We start from the raw sequence: 18,303 nt of genomic DNA, 5'->3' as shown, positions 1-18,303 counted from the left end.
CCTCATCAGCAAGACATAGATGGGCATCGTCACGGTGAACGGTGCCTCCGGGTCGTGAACGGTTACGTCTACGCTTCGTCGCGAAGGTTACCCCCCGTCGACGCAAGGCTCGCTTCCGGCTGGTGGCCCACCTTGGCCGGCGGGATTCGAACCCGCTGGGTCCCTTCGCGAGGTTTCAGCTTGTCCTACATGGCATTCTCCTCGCCCAGGCTTCGCCTGGCGCATCGAAATCCACGTTTTAGTGGGGCGGCTGCGGGCAGAGCAGCTTCTTCAAATCGTCGATGGCCGCTGCGCCCCTCAGCACCATCGAAGCAAGGCGTTGCACCTTAGGCGCGAAGGAGCAGTCGACACGCTCATCGGGCTCCTTGCGCAGCAGGGCTTCGACCTCGTCGGCGGGTCCCCACACCTCCTTCTTCGTGCAGAGGATCGGGCTGCCCTGGTAGTAGTAGTACCTGCGCTGCAGGAGGCGCGTATTCGCGGGCTCGCCGAAGGGAAAGGCGTCGTTCAGGGCGAAGATGAGCTGGCCGCGATCATAATAGAACTGGTAGGTGGACCCGGCGTCTCCCGCGGCGATGTCCTTCAGCACGGCTTTCGAGACAGCTCCGTTCTTCTGGTACAGCTGGACCTCGGCGCTCCCCTCGCTGCTCGGGCAGTCCATGCGAAGAACGCTCGTCCGCAGGCCTTTGTCCGCCTGGATCTCCGCGTACTTCTTCCGGATTTCATCGATCCGAGGGTCGCCCGACGCCTCCGGGGCGGCGCTCTGGTGCTCGGCGTCCGCCGCCGCGTCGGGGGCCGCCGTCTGCGGCGCGGGCTGGGCGGTCGCCGAGGCGGCGGCCGGGGCGCTGGCCGCGGGCGGCGAAGCGCCGTGCTCGCCGCCAGTCGCTGCAGCTGCGCCCGACGAGGAGGCAGGCGCCGTGGCGCCGCGCCCGCAGCCGGCGGCGAGCAGGACGCCCGCGAAGATCATCGCCAATCGACTCATGATGAGGCCCTATTCTCCATCGTGGGTTGAGTCCACCGCGGCGCCCCCCGGGAGCGGGAGCAGCCGCAGCACCCGCGCCTCGCGCGTCTCGCGCCCCTCCAGATCGAGCGACGTCGGGACGAGGCAACGCGCGAGCTCCTCGACGCCTTCCGAGGGGCAGTAGGCGCGCCCCGGATCGCCGACGAGCACGTCCGCCGGCCCCGCGGCCTGCCGCCGCAGCCAGGGGAGCATCCGGTCGACCATCGCGCGCTCGTAGAAGATATCGCCCGCCACGATGACGTCCCACGCGCCGCGGGCGGCGCTCGCCGTGAGATCCTCCGCGATCACGTCGACGGCGACGCCGTTCTGGGCCGCGTTCAGCGCGATCGCGGCCGCGGCGAACGGGTCGATATCGGCGGCGCTCACGCGCGCGGCGCCGGCGAGGACCGCGGCGATGGCGACGATGCCGCCGCCGGCGGCGAGGTCGAGCACGCGCTTGCCCGCGACCGCGGCGGGGCGGTCGAGCAGGTACCGCGCGAGCGCCTGCCCGCCGGCCCACGCGAACGCCCAGTACGGCGGCGGCACGCCCGCGCGCGCGAGCGCCGCCTCGGTCGCGTGCCAGAGCGGCGTGACCTCGGTCGCGAGGTGGAGCCTCACCTCGGGGACGAGCGGCGGGCTGGCCACGGCGGTCTCGCGCGCCACGAACGCCGCGGCGCTCCCGGCAGGGGAGAGGGCCACGGCAGGCCCGCGGGGCTCCGGCGCCGGCTCGAGATCCCGCGTCACAGCGCCTCGAAGATCCGGAGCGGCTCGGCCACGCGCGCGGCCCACGCCGCCTCGTCGTGCTCGGCCCCCGGGTGCCATGCGTAGAACACGCTCTCGCCCTCCACGTACGGCGACCGCGCCCCCGCGAGCGTGCCGCGCAGCTGGCGGTTCTCGCAGTAGTTGTCGGCCGCCGCCGGGTCGTCGTCCTCGATGCCGTCGCCGTCGTCGTCCACGCAGTCCCCGCCGCCGCCCGAGTCCAGGTAGAGCGCCGCCGCCGGCTCGGCGTGCGCGGCGTACCGCTCGATCATCGTCTCGTGGCGCACGCCCGCCCCGATGCTGCCCCAGCCCATGGTGCCGGACAGGCTCGCGGCGAACGCGTACTCGCCCCGGTGGCGATCGGCGGCGTGGAAGCTGATGAGCCCCCCGAGCGACGAGCCCATGATCCCGACCGGACCCGGCTCGCCGTAGCGCGCCCGGATCAGGGGCCGGACCGTGTCGCGCACGAAGTCGGCGTACGCGTCGCCCATCCCGCCGATCAGCGCGCCGCCGTCCTCGATGCGATCCGTGACGTGGGTGTACTCGGAGAGGCGCGCCGCGGTGCTGTCGATGCCGACGAGGAGCACCCCGGGCGGCGCGTGATCCTGCAGGTGCCAGCCGCCCGCCGGGCCCGCTGGATCGAAGAGGTTCTGGCCGTCGTGAACGTAGAGGACGCGCTCCACGTCCCCCTCCGGGACCCACACGCGCACGGTGCGCGGCTCCATCGCCGCGTCGCCCACGCCGAAATGGCGCTCGAGGTGCGCCGCGCTGGGCGCGACGAGGCTCATCTCGCCGAAGGCGTCGTAGGTGATCGCGCGCGACCAGGGATCGGCCGCCCACGCGGTGCGGTCCGTGAGCTTGTAGCGAGCGCCCGCGGGCACGTTCAGCACGATCCAGTGGAAGCCGGCGTCGCTCGTCATCTCGGCGCCGGTCCACCCGTCGTGATCGCCCGCGAGCAGGCGCAGGGTCGCGCTCGTCGAGACGAAGAGATATCCGCCGTCCACCGGGACGGGCCAGCCGGTCCGCGCGGCGTGCGCGAGCAGCGCCGCGTCGCGGTCTTCCCGCAGCTCGTCGAGGATCGCCTCGACCGAGGTCCCGCTCGCGCCGCCGCCGTGCCCACCGCCGCCTGCGCTCGCGCTGGCGGCGCTCGCGCTCGCGGCGCTGGACGCGCGCGGCGCGCCGCCGGCCTCCGCGGCGTCTCCGCAGCCGGCCAGCGCCGCGAGCCCCGCGACCGCCGCCGCCCGTCCCATCGCCGCGAGCCAGCCCGGCGCCGCCACGGCTACCGCTTCGCGACCCGCGCTTCCGCCGCGCGCAGCGTCGTCTCCAGCAGCGAGGCGATCGTCATCGGGCCGACGCCGCCCGGCACCGGCGTGATCCAGCCGGCGCGCTCCCTGGCGGCCTCGAAATCGACGTCGCCCACGAGCTTGCCCGCGTCGTCGCGGTTCGTGCCGGCGTCGATCACCGCGGCGCCCTCCTTGATCCAGTCGCCCCGGATGAGCTTCGCCTTGCCGACGTCGGCGACGACGATGTCGGCCTCGCGGCAGAGCGCCGGCAGGTCGCGCGTGTCGGCGTGGGCGACCGCGACCGTCGCGCCCTGCGCGAGCAGCAGCAGCGCCACCGGCCTGCCCACGAGGTCGCTCGGGCCGACCACCACGGCACGGGCGCCGGCGAGCATCACGCCCGCCTCGGCGAGCAGGCGCATGCAGCCGGCCGGCGTGGCCGGCGCGAGCCCGCCCGGTCGCCCGAGCGCGAGCAGGCCCGCGTTCACCGGGTGGAGGCCGTCGACGTCCTTCGCGGGATCGACGGCGTCGAGCGCGGCGTGCTCGCGGAGGTGCCGCGGCAGCGGCAGCTGGACGAGGATCCCGTCGACCGTGTCGTCCGCGTTGAGCTCCGCGATGCGCGCGAGCAGCTCCGCCTCGGTCGTGTCGACGGGGAGCGCGCGGAGCCGGCCTCGCATGCCGACCTCGTTCGACATCCGCTCCTTGCTCCGCGTGTAGCTCACGCTGGCCGGGTCCTCGCCGACGAGCACCACCTCGAGGCCGGGGGGCCGGCCGTGGGCGGCCGCGAAGCGCGCCACCCCCTCTCGCACCTCGTCGCGGACCTTCTGAGCGATCGCCTTGCCGTCCAGGATCTTCGCTGCCACGGCCGCGGAGCTTAGATCAGCCGCGGCCGCCCCGGGGGCGCCGCCCGCACGGCCCCCGCGCCGGCCTGCCCGGCGCGGCGCGCGGCGACCGATACGTCCGCGGCGCGATCTTCAGGTTGACCCGTCCGTCCAGCGTCTTTAGCCATGAACGGTGGACGCGCTGCACACCGACCTCTACCAGCTGACGATGGCCGCGGGGTACTTCCACCGCGGCATGGCCTCGCGCGTCGCGACGTGCGAGCTCTTCGTGCGGCGGCTGCCCAGGCACCGGCGCTTCCTCGTCGCGATGGGCCTGGAGCGCGCGGTGCGCTACCTCGAAGGGCTCCGCTTCACCGACGAGCAGATCGCCTATCTGCGCGGGCTCCCCGCCCTCGCGGACGCGATGACGCCGGCGTTCTGCAGCTACCTGCGCGACTTCCGCTTCCGCGGCGACGTCTGGGCCGTCCCCGAGGGGACCGTGTTCTTCCCGAACGAGCCGCTGCTGCGCGTCACCGCGCCGATCATCGAGGCGCAGCTCATCGAGACGTTCGCGCTGTCCGCCGTCAACTACGCCACCGCGATCGCGTCGAAGGCCGCGCGCATCGTGCTGGCCGCCGGCGACGCGGGCGTCATGGAGTTCGGCACCCGGAGGGCCCACCCGGAGGCGGCGGTCGACGCGGCGCGGGCCGCGTACGCGGTCGGCTGCGTCGGCACCTCGAACGTCGAGGCCGGAATGCGCTTCGGCATCCCGGTGCTCGGGACGGCCGCGCACATGTGGACCATGGCCCACCCGACCGAGGAGGCCGCGTTCGAGGGCTACGTCGCCGTCTTCCCGAACGCGGCGATCCTGCTCATCGACACGTACGACACGCTCGTCGGCGCCGCGCGCGCCGCCGCGGTCGCGCGCGACAAGCTGAAGGGGGTGCGCATCGACTCCGGCGACCTCGCCGCGCTCAGCGTGGCCGTGCGGAAGATCCTCGACGACGCCGGGTGCGCGTCGGCGAAGATCGTGGCCTCGGGCGATCTCAACGAGCACCGCATCGCCGAGCTCCGGCGCGCCGGGGCGCCCATTGACCTCTACGGCGTCGGGACGGACCTCGTGACGTCGATCGACGCGCCCTCGCTGGGCGGCGTCTACAAGCTCGTGGAGATCGGCGGCGCCGAGGCGGGCGCCGGCGGCGAGCGCACGCCCATCGCGAAGTTCTCGGAAGGGAAGGCGACGCTGCCCGGCGCGCACCAGGTGCACCGCTTCCGCGACCCGGCCGGCAAGCTCGCCCGCGACGTCATCGCGCTCGACGGCGAGCCCGCGGCTCCCGGGGGCGAGCCGCTGCTCGCGCCCGTGATGAGGCGCGGCGCCAGGGTCGCGCCGCCCGAGGGGCTCGACGCCGTCCGGGCGCGGGTGCGCGCCGAGATCGCCGGCCTGCCGGACGCGCTGCGGCGCATCGACGACGACCCCGCGCCGGGCGCGCCCTTCGCGGCCGAGGTGTCGCCGCGGCTCGGCGCGCTGGTCGAGGCGGTGCGCGCCCGCGTCGTCGCCGGCGCAGGATAGCGACGGCGAGCGGCCCGCCGCGCGGCGAGGCCGCGGCGCGGCGCGCGCCTTTCGAGGGGAACGCGAGAGGAGAGAGGACATGGCGAGCAGCGATCCGACCCGGCAATCTCCGCACCCGAGGGTGTTCGTCGACGTCGACGTGCAGCGCGACTTCTGCGAGGAGACCGGCGCGCTCTACGTGAAGGGCTCGCCGAACGCGCTGTTCCGGCGGCTCACCGCGCACGCCGTCGCGCGCGGGATCCCGATCGTCGGCTCGGTCGACTCGCACGCGTGGGACGCGTGGGAGTTCGGGTCGAACGACACCCCGGCGCCCGAGGGCGAAAAGCCGGGCTTCCCCGACCACTGCGTGAAGGGGACGCCGGGCTGGCTCAAGGTCGAGGGGACGCTGCCGCCGCGCTTCCGCTTCCTGCCGAACGTCGCGGAGGCGCCGATCGACGCCGCGGTGCGCGAGCTCGCGACGGGCAAGACCCACGCGGTCTACTTCGAGAAGGAGGTCTACAGCCTGTTCGCGAACCCCCTCGCCGAGGGCTTCCTGCGCGACCTCGCCGCGGCGCTCGGCGGCGCGCCGGAGCTCGTCGTCTACGGCGTCGCGACCGACTACTGCGTCCGCGCCGCCGCCCTCGGCCTCGTCCAGCGCGGCTACCGCACGACGGTCCTGACCGACGCCGTCGCCGGCATCACCGAGGCCGGCGTCGCCGCCGCGCTCGCCGAGATGCGGGCCGCCGGCGTCACCCTCGCGACCTCGTCGGCCGTGCTCGGCTGACGCCGTCGCGCGGCCGGCGAGGACCGCCGGGGCGCCCGCGGCGGTCGTCGACGACCCGCGCGCGGCGCCGTCAGCGGCCCTGCGGCGCGCCGCCGGTCGGGTCCGGATCGCTCGGGTCGCCCTGGGCCCGCAGCGACGCGCAGAGATCGACGAGCGGCTGCGGCTTGTCGAAGTGCCACCCCTGCGCGTAGTGGATGCCCATCGACGTGAGCAGATCGGCGATCTCCTGGTTCTCGACCTGCTCGGCGACGGTCTTGATGCCGAGCGTGTCGCCGATGCGGTGCACCGACTCCACGATCGCGCGGTGGAGCGTGTTGTCCTGCAGGTCGCGCACGAACATGCCGTCGATCTTCACGTAGTCGACCGGCAGGCTCTCCAGGTAGCCGTACGACGCGTGCCCGCTGCCGAAGTCGTCGATCGCGAACCGGCACCCCATGGCGCCGAGCTCCTGCATGAACCAGAGCACCTCGCCGAGGTTGGCGAGCGCCGCCGTCTCGGTGATCTCGAAGCAGATCTTGCTCGGCGGCACCTGCGCCCGGTGCAGCTGCTCGACAAGGAAATCGAGCAGGCCCTCGCGCAGGAGCGACACGCCCGACAGGTTGATCGAGCACGTGTCGAGGCGGCGCAGCGCGTGCTGCGGCAGCGCGCCGATCAGCCGGAACGCCTGCCGCGCGACGTAGCGATCGATGACGTGGATGAGGCCGCTCTGCTCCGCCGCCTGGATGATGCCGACCGGCGAGTAGAACCGGCCGTCCTCGCCGAGCTGCCGCACGAGCACCTCGAAGTGCGCGCCGCGCGGGGTGTGGGGCGCGCCCGGCTTCACGAGCGGGTGGATGCCCTGCGAGTAGAGCCGGAGCCGCCCCTCGGCGAGGTGGCGCTGCAGGCTCGCGACCCACTGCATCGAGCGCCGGCTCGTCGTCATCTGCTGGTCGTCGAGGTAGACCTGCAGCCGTCCGCGCCCGTTCTCCGTCGCGATCCGGCACGCGTGATCGGCGGCGCCGAGCACGTCGACCGCGCGCTCGAAGTGGGGCGTCAGCACCACGAGCCCGATGCTCGCGCCGATCGAGAACGTCTTCTCCGCCCACCCGAACCGGAACTCGAGCAAGCAGATCTGCAGATCGCGCGCGATGCGCTCCGCCTCGCGCTCGCTCTTGTCCGCGAGCAGGAGGACGAACTCGTCGCCGCCGATCCGCCCGGCCGCGTCCTTCGGCCCGACGATCTCGTGCACGCGCGTCGCGACCCACTGGAGCAGATCGTCCCCCGCCTCGTGGCCGCACGTCGCGTTGACGAGCCGGAAGCGATCGAGGTCGATGTAACAGAGCGCGTACGGCGTCCCGGTCTTCCGGCAGTCGTTCAGCGCCTCCTCGATGCGATCGATGATCGCGTACCGATCGAGGAGGCGCGTGAGCGCGTCGTAGCGGGGCTTGGCCGGGTGGATCGGCAGGGGCCCCGGCGCGCCGAGCTCGCGGAACAGGATGATCTGCCCCGGCGGCGGCGGCGGCTTCGAGTCGCGGTGGCCCTCGCGCGCGGGCCGCGCGGCGACCGTGCCGATCGTGTGGAGGATCGGGATCACGGAGCCGTCGCGGCGCTCGAGCAGCGCGGTGTACCGCGCCGGCGGCCGGCTCGCCGCGGCCGCCTCGGGCGCGGCGAGCGGCGCGCCCGGCGTGCGCAGCGCGCCCTCGTCGATGATCACCGGCGAGAGCGGCACCACGGGCTCGCGCCGCGGCGTGAGCCCTGGCGACGGCGGCGCGGGCTTCGCGGGCGTGCCCTCGTCGAACAGCTCGTTCATCTCGCCGACGTCGATGTCCGGATCTCCGCTCGTCGTGCCCGCCGCCGGGATCAGGCGGAGCACGCGATCGAGCAGCGCGCCGCGCGCCTCGACGATCGACCAGCCGGTCAGCCGCTCCGCCGCGCCGTTGCAGCGCACGATGCGCTGCTCGGCGTCGACCTCGATCAGGCCGACGTCGACCTCGGACAGCCACGCAGCAAGCTGTTTGTCCGGCGAGCCGCGGTGCGCGTCCGAGCGATCGAACGCGGCGTGCAGGCTCGACTCCGGCCGGTCATCGATCTTTGCCACCACCCCGTTATGGTAGTTGTATTCCCGGAGAAGCGGACTTCTTAAGCGCCGACGGCGCGGAAACTCGACGGCCACGGCCCCCCGCTGGGGTAGGCTCGGGTCATGGGTGGTCACGAGGAGAGCAGGCGCTCCCGGCCGGGGCTCGGCGCCGGCGCCGCCATCGTTTCCCCGGCGTTGCGGCGATCCGTCGATCTCCAGCGGAAAAATTCCGGTCACCGGCCGACGAGAGCCGGTGCTGACGCGATGCGTTGTGGCGGTGTGCCGGGGTGGGATGGCGGTGTGGGAGCGCGGATCGCTCCCGGCGGGGGGTGAAGCTCGATGGGGCTCGTCCTGTTCGGGCTCACCGGCGGCCTCGGGTCCGGCAAGAGCACGGTGGCGGCGCGGTTTCGCGCGCAGGGGCTCCCGGTGATCGACGCCGACGCGCTCGCCCGCGACGTGGTGGCGAAGGGGACCGAGGGGCTCGCCGAGGTGGTCCGCGCCTTCGGTCCGGAGGTGCTCGCGCCGGACGGCTCGCTCGATCGCGCGCGCGTCGCCGCGATCGTCTTCGACGATCCGGACAAGCGCCGGCGGCTGAACGCGATCGTGCACCCGCGCATCGGGGCGCTCCTCCTGGAGCGCGCCGCCGAGATCGAGGCGCGGGGCGAGCCGTTCGCGTGCTACGAGGCGGCGCTCCTCGTCGAGAACGGGCTCGCCGACGCGTTCCGCCCGCTCGTGGTCGTCGCGGTGCCGGAGGCGGTCCAGATCGCGCGCGCGATGGCGCGGGACGGCGCGACCGAGGAGCAGGTGCGCGCCCGGCTCGCCGCGCAGCTCCCGCTCGCCGACAAGGTCGCGGTCGCCGACCACGTCATCGACAACGCCGGCGATCGCGCCGCGACCGAGCGCCAGGCCGACGAGGTGCTCGCCGCGATCCGGGCGAAGCTCGGCCGCGCCGGACCACTGACTTGATGCGCAGTGCCCGGCGTGGAAGTCTCGCGGCCGGCCGATGACGTCGTTCAAGTCGAAGCTCGCGCGGCTCGGGCCGCTCCCGGCGGAGCGGCGGGGCAGCGCGCCGCTCGCCCCCGCGCCGGCGCTCGCCCGCGATCCCGCCGCGGCGGACGACCGGGCGTCCGCCCCTCCGCCCGCGCCGCCGGCTCCTCCGCCGGTCCTCTGCGAGGCGGACGCCGTCGGCGCGGTCCCGGCCGCCGGCGGCGCGGTCCTGGTGGTGGCCGCGCCGGCCGAGGCGGCGCGGCCGCGGCCCGCGGCGCCGGGCGCGCCCGCGGGGGGCGGCGCTCGGCCGTCGCTCGACGAGCTGCGCGATCGCATCTCCCGCATCGTCGCCCGGGGCGCGCCGCCGACGCCGCGGGCCGATCCGGCGCGCGGCGAGCTCCCGTTCCACGTCGAGCAGACGCCCGGCGGGCCACTCTACGTGAGCCGCACCCGCTCGCTCGCGGCGGCCCGCGTCGGCCGCGCGCCGCTCGTCGCCGCGCGCGACGCCGACCCGGCGATGCTCGCGCTGCTCGCGCTCGATCCCGCGCTCGCCGGCTGCGACGTGCGGAGGGCGCTGTTCCTCGACACCGAGACCACGGGCCTCGCCGGCGGCACGGGCACCGTGCCGTTCCTGATCGGCCTCGCCTGGTTCGACCCCGGGGCGGCGAGCGCGGGCCCGCTCGGCGAGCCCTCGTCCGACGGCTTCGTCATGGAGCAGCTCCTCCTGCGTCGCCTCGGCGAGGAGGAGCCGATCCTGCGCCGCCTCGCCGAGCGCCTCGAAGGCGCCTCGATGATCATCACGTACAACGGCAAGGCGTTCGACATGCCGCTCCTGCGCACGCGCTACGTGATGAACCGCCTGCCGCCGCCGCCGGAGCTGCCACACCTCGACCTCGTCCACGTCGCCCGCCGCATCCACAAGGCCCGGCTGAAGACGCGCACGCTGATCGCCCTGGAGCACGACGTGCTCGGCCGGGTGCGCGTCGGGGACGTGCCCGGCGGCGAGATCGTCGCGTGCTACGCCCACTTCCTGCGCACCGGCGACGAGGAGGCGCTGCTCGGCGTCGTCGAGCACAACGCGGCCGACGTGCTCGCGATGGTCGCGCTGGTCGGCCTCTACGGCGAGCCGCTCGGCAGCCTCGCCGCCGGCGATCTCGCCGGCGTGGCGGCCACGCTGCGGAGGGCGGGCGCGCTCGAGCGCGCGGCCGAGCTCGCGGACGCGGCCGTCGAGCGCGGCGGCGGCGCGGCGGCGCGCCGCGCGCGCGGCGACATCGCGAAGGCGCGCGGGGACAAGGCGCGGGCGCTCTCGGACTACGAGGCGCTCGCCGCCGAGATCGACGACCCCGCGGTGCGCCTCGAGCTGGCGAAGCTCTACGAGCACCACGTGCGCGCCTTCGCCCGCGCCCTCGACCTGGCCGACCTGGGCACCGCCGAGCCCGAGCCCGCGCAGGCGCGCCGCCGAGCCCGGCTGCGGCGGAAGCTCGATCGCGCGACCGGCGGCGCCGCCGCGCTGGCGCTGCCGTTCGAGCGCGCCGTGGCCGGCGGAGCGGACGGAGCGCGGCCGTGCGCTCAGCCCGCCGCCGCGCCCGAGCGCGAGGGCCGCGAGGGGAAAGAGTGAGCGGGCCCTCACCCGGGAACCTGCGGCGCGGGCCCCCGGGTGGGGGGCAGGTAGGTGGGACGGGGCCGATCGAGAAATCCATCGGTCCGGCTTCTCGCCGGCGGGCGCGTGGGCTAGGGTGGGGGCGATGATTACCGTCGGCTGCGCCGGTTTCCCCGTCCCAGCGACGCGCTATTTCCGCGAGTTCATGTTCGTGGAGGTGCAGGAGACCCACGTGTCCCTTCCGGGACCTGGAACGATCCGGCGCTGGCGGCGCGAAGCTCCGGTCGGCTTTCGTTTCGCCCTGCTCGGTCCGCGCGAGATCGGGCAGGAGGGCTTCCGGGACGGCAAGGTCATCGAGACGGCGCTGAAGAGCATCGAGGCCGTGGCGGACGAGCTCGAGGCGAAGAGCGCCGTCTTCGTCGGCCCCCCGGAGTTCACGCCGACGCGCGCGAACAAGGCGATCCTGCGCGACTTCCTGGTCAACGTGAAGAAGCGCTTCGAGCGCGTCGTCTTCGAGCCGCCCCCGGGGTGGGATCCGGACGAGAGCGACGAGCTCACCCAGGAGGTCGGCGCCCTGGCCGCGCGCGATCCGCTGACCGCGGGGCTCTCGCGGCTGAAGGTGGCCTACTACCGCCTGCACGGCCCGGCGGGGCACAAGTCGCGCTACGAGGACCCGGCGATCGAGCGGCTCGCGGAGATCGCGCGCGGCGCGAAGCACGACGACGCGACGTACGTGTTCACGAACGTCGACATGTTCGCCGACGCGAAGCGCTTCAAGAAGGCGATGAAGATCTGACGCGGGCGCGCCGCCCGCGGCGCGGCCCAGCGCGCCGCGCCGCGGCGGTGAGGCTCAGCGCGCGGCGCTGCGGAGGCGCCAGCGCTCCGGCCGCGTGAACAGCGCCATCGCGGCGCTCACGGCCGCGGCGACGTACCACGGGATGTCCTGCACGGTCCCGTAGACGGTCCGCGCGCGCATGAACCGCGCCTCGCCGAGCAGCGTCTGCTCCTTGAAGGTGTCGCTGTGCACGACGACCCGGCCGACCGGGTCGACGATCGCGGAGACGCCGCTGTTCGTGGCGCGCACGAGGTAGCGGCGGTGCTCGATGGAGCGCATCTTCGCGAGCGCGAGGTGGATCCACGGCTCCGTCGTGTCGCCGAACCAGGCGTCGTTCGTGAGGTTGACGAGCAGGTCGGGGTCGCCCGCGGCGACGAGCTTGTTCACGAAGTGCGGCAGGATGTCCTCGTAGCAGATCATCGCCGCGAGCCGGTGGCCGTCCCACTCGAGCGGGGCGAGCGACGTGCCCGGGCTGAAGCGGCCCGAGTTCGGCGACAGCGTGTAGAGGTACGGGACCGTCTCGCCGAGCGGGAGGTACTCCCCGAACGCGAGCAGGTACTGCTTGTCGTAGCGCCCGAGGATCTCGCCCCCCTCGCCGGCCATCAGCGCCGTGTTGAAGCTCACGCCGCGCTCGTTCCGATCGGCCGGGAGCCGGTGGATGACCGTGCCGACCACGGTGGGGACGCCGAGGCGGCTCGTGAGCGACCGCTGGACGTCGTTCTTGTACGACGACTCGCGGAAGGCCTGCGGCACGCCGGCCTCGCTCCACACGACGAGCCCCGCGCCCTGCTTCGCGAGCGCCCGGGTGCGGTCCACGTGGATCTTGAGCGCGTTCCGCCGGTCGAAGAGCGCGAGGTTCGGCTGGACGATCCCGATCTTGATCGGCTCGGCCGCGGCGGCGGCCGCGTCCACGGCGCGCATGCGGATCACGCCGTACACGGCCGCGAGGGCGGGGGCCGCGACGCCCACCGCGACGACCGCGCGGCGGAGCGGGCGGCCGGCTCGTGGGCCGGCGCCGCCGCCCGCGCGCGGCGCGCGATCGAGCCGGAAGGTCACCAGCTCGGCGATGGCGAGGTTGGCGGCGACAAGCACCAGCCCGACGAGGTAGGGGCCGCCGAGATCCGCGACCTGGCCCATGACCGGCGCGTTGTGGACCGAGGCGCCGTAGTACCAGGGAAAGAGCAGCGGATACACGAGCTCGCTCGTCACGAACGCGAGCGCGAACGCCACGGCGCCCGGCCATCCGCGCGCTTCGGCCCGCCCGTAGAGCCAGCCGCAGAGGGCGATCCGTCCGGCCTGGTAGGCGCAGAGGATGGCCATGAAGAGCGCGCAGAGGATCGTGGGGAATCCGCTGAACACCCGCAGCATCTCGAGCAGCCAGTAGAAGCCGGTCATCGTCATGACGAAGCCGGCGATCCAGCCGAGCAGCGCCGCGCGCCCCGGCGTCTGCCCGCGCAGCGCCACGATCAGCGGGACGAGGCCGAAGAACGAGATCGGCCAGAGGTCCATCCCCGGAAACCCGAGGAAATAGAACAGGCCGCTGAGCGCCGCGAGCCCGTAGGAGAGGCGCGCGGGCAGCGGCCGCGCCGCGGCGCCGGCGCTCTCGCGCGGCGCGCCGGGAGGCGCTTCCGGCCGAGGGAGGTTTTCGGCCTCTCCGCCGCCGACGCCTGCGCCGGTGGCCTCGCTCTCTTGCTGGTGCGTGGTCGTCATCGGGAGCGCCGGGGGAACCGGGGGGAGGCGAAGCAGGGCGCCGCCGTGACGGCGCGGTCGAACTTGAAGGAGCCGAGCATGGCGGCCCCCGTATTGGATGGGCGCCGCCGCTCGTCAACCCGCTCGGCGCGCGGCGGCAGCCCGCTCGGCGCGCGGCTGGCAACCCGCTCGGCGCGCGGCTGGCACCCGCTCGGCGCGCGCCTGGTACCCGCTGCGCGCGGGCCCCCAACGGGCTCAGCGAGCGCGAAGAAACAAGCTCGTTGCAAGCGAGCGCCCCAAGCGGACGAACCGGGCCCGGATCGCGCCGGCGCGCCTGGTCACGCGGTGGAAAGTAGCGCAGAACGTGCCTGAACCCCGCCGTTCGTGACTACTATCCGCACGCAGAGCCCATGTCGAAGATACTTCACATCGAGGACGATCCCGCGAACCGCCTGCTCGTCCGCAAGCTGCTCCAGAGCGCAGGCTACGAGGTCCTCGAGGCCGCCGACGGGCTCGAAGGGGTGCGCCTCGCCTGCGCGCACCGCCCGGATCTCGTCCTCGTCGATCTGAACATCCCCGGCCTCGACGGGTTCGAGGTCACGCTGCGCCTGCGCGGCGAGGCGTCGCTCGCCGGCGTCCCGATCGTGGCGATCACCGCCGAGGGCGACCGGGACACGAGCCTCGCGGTCGGCTGCGACGGCTTCCTCCAGAAGCCGATCGACGCGCGCTCCTTCTCGGCCGTCATCGCCCGCTACCTCAGCGGCGCGCGCGAGGAGCTCCCCGCGTCGCAGGGGCCGCTCCGGCTGCGCGAGCAGAGCCAGCGCATCGTCGCCCACCTCGAGCAGAAGGTGGCCGAGCTCTCGCGCGCCAACGCCCGGCTGCGTGAGCTCGACGCCGCGCGCACCGAGTTCTACCGCAACATCTCGCACGAGCTCGCGACCCCGATGACCCCGATCGTCGGGTACGTGAAGCTGCTCGCCGACGAGGAGCTCGGCCCGCTCAACAAGGCGCAGAAGAAGGCGCTGCTCGCGATGGAGGACTGCGTGCGCAGGCTCCGGTCGCTCATCGACAACCTGCTCGACGTGACCGGCATCGAGACGGGCCGGATGCGCTTCATGCACTCCGAGTACGACTTCCTCGACACCACGCGGCGCGCCCTCGCGCAGGTGGCCGACCGCTTCGCCGAGGGGAAGGTCCAGCTCGTCGAGGATCTCCCGCGCGGCCCGCTGCCCGCCTGGGGCGACGCGGGCCGGCTGCAGCGGGCGATGATCCAGCTGTTCGAGAACGCCGCGAAGTTCACGCCGGCCGGCGGCACCGCGGGCGTGCGGGTCAGCGTGCTCCAGTCGGGGCACTACGAGCTCTGCGTCGCGGACACGGGGCCCGGGGTCAAGGCCGACCGCCAGCCGCGCATCTTCGAGCCGTTCTACCAGGTCGACGGCTCGGCCACGCGCGCCTACGGCGGCGTCGGCGTCGGGCTCGCGATCGCGCGGCGCACCGCCCGCGGGCTCGGCGGCGACGTGCGCGTCGTCTCGCCGAGCAACGAGGTCATCGAGGGCGAGTCGCTCACCGGCGCCGCGTTCTACCTGACGGTCGCCCGGCGGGCGCCGCTCCAGGACGACGGCAGCTCGCCGGGCCGGCTCGGCCCGCCCTCGTCGCCGCCCATCGATTCGTAGGCCGGATGCGCCCTGCCTCCAGCGTCATCTACCTCGACTGGAACGCCACGACGCCGCCGCACCCCGAGGTCCTCGCGGCCATGCAGGCCGCCGCCGAGGTGGCCTGGGCCAACCCGGCGAGCGTGCACGGGCCGGGGCGGCGGGCGCGCGCGTTCATCGAGCAGGCGCGGGAGGCGGTCGCCCGGCTCACCGGCTTCGACGCGCGCGACGTGACCCTCACCTCGGGCGGGACCGAGGCCAACAACCTCGCGCTCCTGCACGCCTTCGGCGACGAGGCAGGCGCGGCCGGTGCGGGCGCGGCCGGGGTGCCGGCGCCGGGGCGGCTCCACGGCGCGCTCGTGGTCTCGCGGATCGAGCACCCGTCGGTGACCCGCGCCGCGGAGGGGCTCGCCGGCCGCGGCGTGCACGTCGCCTGGGTCGATCCCGAGCCGTCCGGCCGGGTCGCGCCGGAGGCGATCGCCGCGGCCATCGACCGGGCGGCGGCGGTCGCGCCGGTGCGGCTCGTCAGCCTCCAGGCGGTGAACCACGAGACGGGGGTCGTCCAGCCGGTCGCCGAGGCCGCGGCGATCGTCCACGCCCGCGGGGCGCGGCTCCACGTGGACGCCGTCCAGGCGGTGGGGCGCCTGCCGCCCGAGGCGTGGGCCGGGGCGGATCTCGTGTCGGTCGCGGCCCACAAGATCCGCGGCCCGAAGGGGATCGGCGCCCTCGCGGCGCGGCCCGGCATCCGGCTCCGGCCCGTCCTGCTCGGCGGCGCGCAGGAGCGCGGGCTGCGGCCCGGGACGCAGGATCCCGTGGCCGCGGCCGGCTTCGCCGTCGCCGCCCGTCGAGCGCTCGGCGCCCCCGCCCGCTACGCGGCGCTCGCCCCGCTCCGCGATCGCCTCGAGGCCGAGCTCACCCAGGTTGGGCGCGCCGCCGGCGCTTCGCCGGTCCGCAACGGGGAGGGCGCGCGCGCCCCCCACGTCACGAACCTCTCCTGGCCCGGCTGGCGCGGCGACGAGCTCTGCGCCGCGCTCGACCTCGAGGGCGTCGCCGTGTCCAGCGGCGCGGCCTGCAGCGCCGGGACCGCCGAGCCGTCCCCGGTCCTCACGGCGATGCTCGGACCCGAGCGCGCGGCCTCCGCCGTGCGCTTCTCGATCGGCGAGGACACGACCGAAGCCGACCTGGTCGAGGCCGCGCGCCGCGTGGCCCGCGTGCTCTCCCGCCTCCGGTCGCTTCCAGCCGGAAGCTGAGCCGATCCAGCCGCTTACCGAGAGCCCGTCGATTCTTGAACCATCCCTCGAGCCATTCCGGATTACCGCGCAGAAAAGGGTGAGTCCACAGGGGTAAACCCTCGCAGCGACTCAACTTTTTGAGGGGGGTGTGGATTCTTTTTGTCGATCCATTGAATGGATTGAATCGGCCGTCCTGCTGCGAGCCTGTTCAGCGATGGACCCCCTGCTCGAAACCGCTTCAGGTGTTCCGCTTATCTATGCAAATTTGTTGATCATTTTTCTGAATTCAGGAATGAACTGACGGCGCTTCCTGACGACGTCGCAGCGCGCGTTGCGCCGAGGCCAGTCTCATTGCGCGGGATCGAGCGCTCCAGGTCCCCTCGGGAATGGCCTACGGCGCCGGCCGTACGATCGCGCAGCGCACGCGCCGTGGGTCCGCCGGGCAGGGCGCGGGCGAGGCGACGTGCGCTCGCGCGGGCGAGGCGACGTGCGCTCGCGCGGGCGAGGCGACGATCGCTTTCGGCCTCGGGCTACGCGCGGGGCGCGCGGCGTTGCCGGACGACCTCGTAGAGCGCGATCGCGCCGGCGACCGAGGCGTTCAGCGAGGAGATGGGGCCGGTCATGGGGAGCCGGGCCACGTGCTGGCAGACGCGGCGGACCGAGCGGCGCGTGCCCTTGTCCTCGGCGCCGATCACGATCGCGACCGGGCCGGTCAGGGGCAGCTCGCCGAGCTCGACCGGGCCCTGCGCGTCGAGCGCGATCGCGGCGACACCCCGGGCGGCGAGCGACTCCAGCGCGTCGGGCAAGGAGCGGACACGGCAGAGCCTCGCGTGCTCGATCGCGCCGGCGGACGCGCGGAACGTCGCCGGCGTGAGCGGCGCCGAGCTGTGCTCGGGCCACAGGATCGCCCGCGCGCCGAGGGCGACGGCGCTGCGGATCACCGCGCCGAAATTCTGGGGGTCCATCACGCCGTCGAGCGCCACCGTGATCGTACCGACGCCGGGCTGGCCCTCCTCGACGACCGGGATCGCGTCGACCCCGACGATCTGGAGCTCGGGCGCCGACGCGACGGCGCCCTGGTGGCGGCCGCCGGCGCTGCGGCGATCGAGCTCGCCGCGCGGCGCGCGCTCGGTCGGGATGCCCTGACCCTCCGCGAGGCGCGCGAGCGCGTCGAGCTTCGGGCCGCCGTCGCGCTGGACGAGGACCCAGCCGATCCGAGCGCCGTGCGCGCGGATCGCCTCCCGGACGGGCTGGAGACCGTAGACGAGTCGGCTCACGTCAGCGCGGAGGGTGGAGCGTGTGCGCGATCTCCTGCACGATGGAGCGCGCCGTGGCGAGCGGATCGGCCGCGTCGCGGATCGGCCGGCCGACCACCAGGAGATCGGCGCCGGCCGAGATCGCGGCCGAGGGCGTGGCGATGCGCTTCTGATCGTCGGCGCGCGCGCCGTCCTGCCCGGGGCCGAGGCGGATGCCCGGCGTCACGATGAGCTCGCCACGCCCGAGCGCCTCTCGCAGCGCCGGCACCTCCTGCGGCGAGGCGACGAACCCGTGGATGCCGGCGTCGCGCGCGAGCTGCGCCAGCCGCACCACGTGCTCCGACGCGCTCCCCTGGATGCCCTGCGCGGCCAGATCGCCCGCGTCGAGCGACGTGAGCACGGTGACGGCGAGGAGGATCAGATCCTGGGAGCGCGCCGCCTCCTGGGCCGCGCGCCGCAGCATCTCGGCGCCGCCGGCCGCGTGCACGGTCAGGTAGCGGACGCCGTGCGCGGCGGCGCTCGACACCGCGCGGGCCACCGTCTCGGGGATGTCGTGCAGCTTCAGATCGAGGAAGACATCGAGGCCGAGCGACCTGCCGAGCTCGATCGCGGCCGGCCCCTCGCGGACGAACAGCTCCAGGCCGACCTTGAGCACGCCGACGGAGGGGGCGACGCGGGTCGCCGCCGCCCGGGCCTCGTCGAGGGTCGCGAAGTCGAGCGGGAAGACGAGCCTGCGGCGCGCCTCGTCGAGCGAGCTGCCGCCGAGGCTCGTCCTCTGCCTGACGTAGCCGGTGTTCGTCATGCGG

General features: G+C 74.4%; 15 protein-coding genes. 7 read left to right on the top strand and 8 right to left on the bottom strand.

Annotation, left to right across the window (positions count from 1 at the left end; all coding sequences use genetic code 11):
- Positions 1-238: 238 nt before the first annotated feature.
- Genes WME98_RS47170 through WME98_RS47155 form a run of 4 tightly spaced genes read right to left on the bottom strand, consistent with a single transcriptional unit; the run spans position 239 to position 3,899 of the window.
- Positions 239-979 (bottom strand): hypothetical protein, encoded by a 741-nt coding sequence (locus tag WME98_RS47170; protein ID WP_437948141.1) that lies wholly within the window; start codon positions 977-979, stop codon positions 239-241.
- Between the two features lie 9 nt (positions 980-988).
- Positions 989-1,741 (bottom strand): class I SAM-dependent methyltransferase, encoded by a 753-nt coding sequence (locus WME98_RS47165; RefSeq protein ID WP_437948140.1) that lies wholly within the window; start codon positions 1,739-1,741, stop codon positions 989-991.
- Positions 1,738-3,033, bottom strand: a complete 1,296-nt coding sequence (locus WME98_RS47160) for an alpha/beta hydrolase (RefSeq protein ID WP_437948139.1) — start codon at positions 3,031-3,033, stop codon at positions 1,738-1,740. Before WME98_RS47160 ends, WME98_RS47165 begins: the two co-directional genes overlap by 4 nt.
- Positions 3,034-3,035: 2 nt before the next feature.
- Complete coding sequence (locus tag WME98_RS47155; RefSeq protein ID WP_437948138.1) at positions 3,036-3,899, bottom strand: bifunctional 5,10-methylenetetrahydrofolate dehydrogenase/5,10-methenyltetrahydrofolate cyclohydrolase; 864 nt, start codon at positions 3,897-3,899, stop codon at positions 3,036-3,038.
- Positions 3,900-4,050: 151 nt separating this feature from the next.
- Here WME98_RS47155 and WME98_RS47150 point away from each other — a divergent pair, with 151 nt between their 5' ends.
- Positions 4,051-5,427 carry a nicotinate phosphoribosyltransferase gene (locus tag WME98_RS47150; protein WP_437948137.1) on the top strand — a complete coding sequence of 459 codons (1,377 nt, stop codon included), beginning with the start codon at positions 4,051-4,053 and terminating at the stop codon, positions 5,425-5,427.
- A gap of 79 nt (positions 5,428-5,506) precedes the next feature.
- Positions 5,507-6,190, top strand: coding sequence for a cysteine hydrolase family protein (locus tag WME98_RS47145; protein WP_061629254.1), 684 nt, complete (start codon positions 5,507-5,509; stop codon positions 6,188-6,190).
- A 70-nt stretch (positions 6,191-6,260) separates the two neighbouring features.
- Here WME98_RS47145 and WME98_RS47140 read toward each other — a convergent pair whose 3' ends face one another.
- Positions 6,261-8,267, bottom strand: coding sequence for a sensor domain-containing protein (locus WME98_RS47140; protein ID WP_437948136.1), 2,007 nt, complete (start codon positions 8,265-8,267; stop codon positions 6,261-6,263).
- A 318-nt stretch (positions 8,268-8,585) separates the two neighbouring features.
- Here WME98_RS47140 and coaE point away from each other — a divergent pair, with 318 nt between their 5' ends.
- From coaE to WME98_RS47125, 3 genes are all read left to right on the top strand, one after another.
- Positions 8,586-9,212 carry a dephospho-CoA kinase gene (coaE, locus tag WME98_RS47135; RefSeq protein WP_437948135.1) on the top strand — a complete coding sequence of 209 codons (627 nt, stop codon included), beginning with the start codon at positions 8,586-8,588 and terminating at the stop codon, positions 9,210-9,212.
- A 37-nt stretch (positions 9,213-9,249) separates the two neighbouring features.
- Positions 9,250-10,851 carry a ribonuclease H-like domain-containing protein gene (locus WME98_RS47130; RefSeq protein ID WP_437948134.1) on the top strand — a complete coding sequence of 534 codons (1,602 nt, stop codon included), beginning with the start codon at positions 9,250-9,252 and terminating at the stop codon, positions 10,849-10,851.
- A 127-nt stretch (positions 10,852-10,978) separates the two neighbouring features.
- Positions 10,979-11,629: a DUF72 domain-containing protein gene (locus tag WME98_RS47125; protein WP_020736395.1), complete on the top strand. Its 651-nt coding sequence runs from the start codon at positions 10,979-10,981 to the stop codon at positions 11,627-11,629.
- Between the two features lie 54 nt (positions 11,630-11,683).
- On the opposite strand, the gene lnt is transcribed toward WME98_RS47125, so the two are convergent.
- The gene (gene lnt, locus WME98_RS47120; RefSeq protein ID WP_437948133.1) at positions 11,684-13,378 is read right to left on the bottom strand and encodes an apolipoprotein N-acyltransferase; all 1,695 of its coding nucleotides are present in this window, start codon (positions 13,376-13,378) and stop codon (positions 11,684-11,686) included.
- Between the two features lie 389 nt (positions 13,379-13,767).
- Between lnt and WME98_RS47115 the strand changes: the two genes are divergently transcribed.
- Both WME98_RS47115 and WME98_RS47110 read left to right on the top strand, forming a co-directional pair.
- Positions 13,768-15,030 carry a hybrid sensor histidine kinase/response regulator gene (locus WME98_RS47115; protein WP_061629350.1) on the top strand — a complete coding sequence of 421 codons (1,263 nt, stop codon included), beginning with the start codon at positions 13,768-13,770 and terminating at the stop codon, positions 15,028-15,030.
- Positions 15,031-15,035: 5 nt separating this feature from the next.
- A complete protein-coding gene (locus WME98_RS47110) occupies positions 15,036-16,259 on the top strand; it encodes a cysteine desulfurase family protein (protein WP_437948132.1) in 1,224 nt (407 codons plus the stop codon).
- A 512-nt stretch (positions 16,260-16,771) separates the two neighbouring features.
- On the opposite strand, the gene WME98_RS47105 is transcribed toward WME98_RS47110, so the two are convergent.
- Together WME98_RS47105 and pyrF are read right to left on the bottom strand one after the other, a co-directional pair.
- On the bottom strand, positions 16,772-17,518 hold the full coding sequence (locus WME98_RS47105) for a TrmH family RNA methyltransferase (RefSeq protein WP_437339003.1): 747 nt from the start codon (positions 17,516-17,518) through the stop codon (positions 16,772-16,774).
- 1 nt (position 17,519) lies between these two features.
- Positions 17,520-18,299 (bottom strand): orotidine-5'-phosphate decarboxylase, encoded by a 780-nt coding sequence (gene pyrF / locus WME98_RS47100; protein WP_437948131.1) that lies wholly within the window; start codon positions 18,297-18,299, stop codon positions 17,520-17,522.
- Between the last annotated feature and the right edge of the window lie 4 nt (positions 18,300-18,303).

It is taken from the genome of Sorangium sp. So ce296, from assembly GCF_051529605.1.
GTDB classification, from domain to species: domain Bacteria; phylum Myxococcota_A; class Polyangia; order Polyangiales; family Polyangiaceae; genus Sorangium; species Sorangium cellulosum_D.
This window is presented reverse-complemented; position numbering and strand designations above follow the sequence as displayed.

Excerpts from the sequence above, each read along its gene's own strand:
- WME98_RS47145 (WP_061629254.1), top strand. The coding sequence starts at position 5,507 with ATGGCGAGCAGCGATCCGACCCGGCAATCTCCGCACCCGAGGGTGTTC.
- WME98_RS47170 (WP_437948141.1), bottom strand. The coding sequence starts at position 979 with ATGAGTCGATTGGCGATGATCTTCGCGGGCGTCCTGCTCGCCGCCGGC.
- WME98_RS47125 (WP_020736395.1), top strand. The coding sequence starts at position 10,979 with ATGATTACCGTCGGCTGCGCCGGTTTCCCCGTCCCAGCGACGCGCTAT.
- coaE (WP_437948135.1), top strand. The coding sequence starts at position 8,586 with ATGGGGCTCGTCCTGTTCGGGCTCACCGGCGGCCTCGGGTCCGGCAAG.
- lnt (WP_437948133.1), bottom strand. The coding sequence starts at position 13,378 with ATGACGACCACGCACCAGCAAGAGAGCGAGGCCACCGGCGCAGGCGTC.
- pyrF (WP_437948131.1), bottom strand. The coding sequence starts at position 18,299 with ATGACGAACACCGGCTACGTCAGGCAGAGGACGAGCCTCGGCGGCAGC.
- WME98_RS47115 (WP_061629350.1), top strand. The coding sequence starts at position 13,768 with ATGTCGAAGATACTTCACATCGAGGACGATCCCGCGAACCGCCTGCTC.
- WME98_RS47110 (WP_437948132.1), top strand. The coding sequence starts at position 15,036 with ATGCGCCCTGCCTCCAGCGTCATCTACCTCGACTGGAACGCCACGACG.
- WME98_RS47130 (WP_437948134.1), top strand. The coding sequence starts at position 9,250 with ATGACGTCGTTCAAGTCGAAGCTCGCGCGGCTCGGGCCGCTCCCGGCG.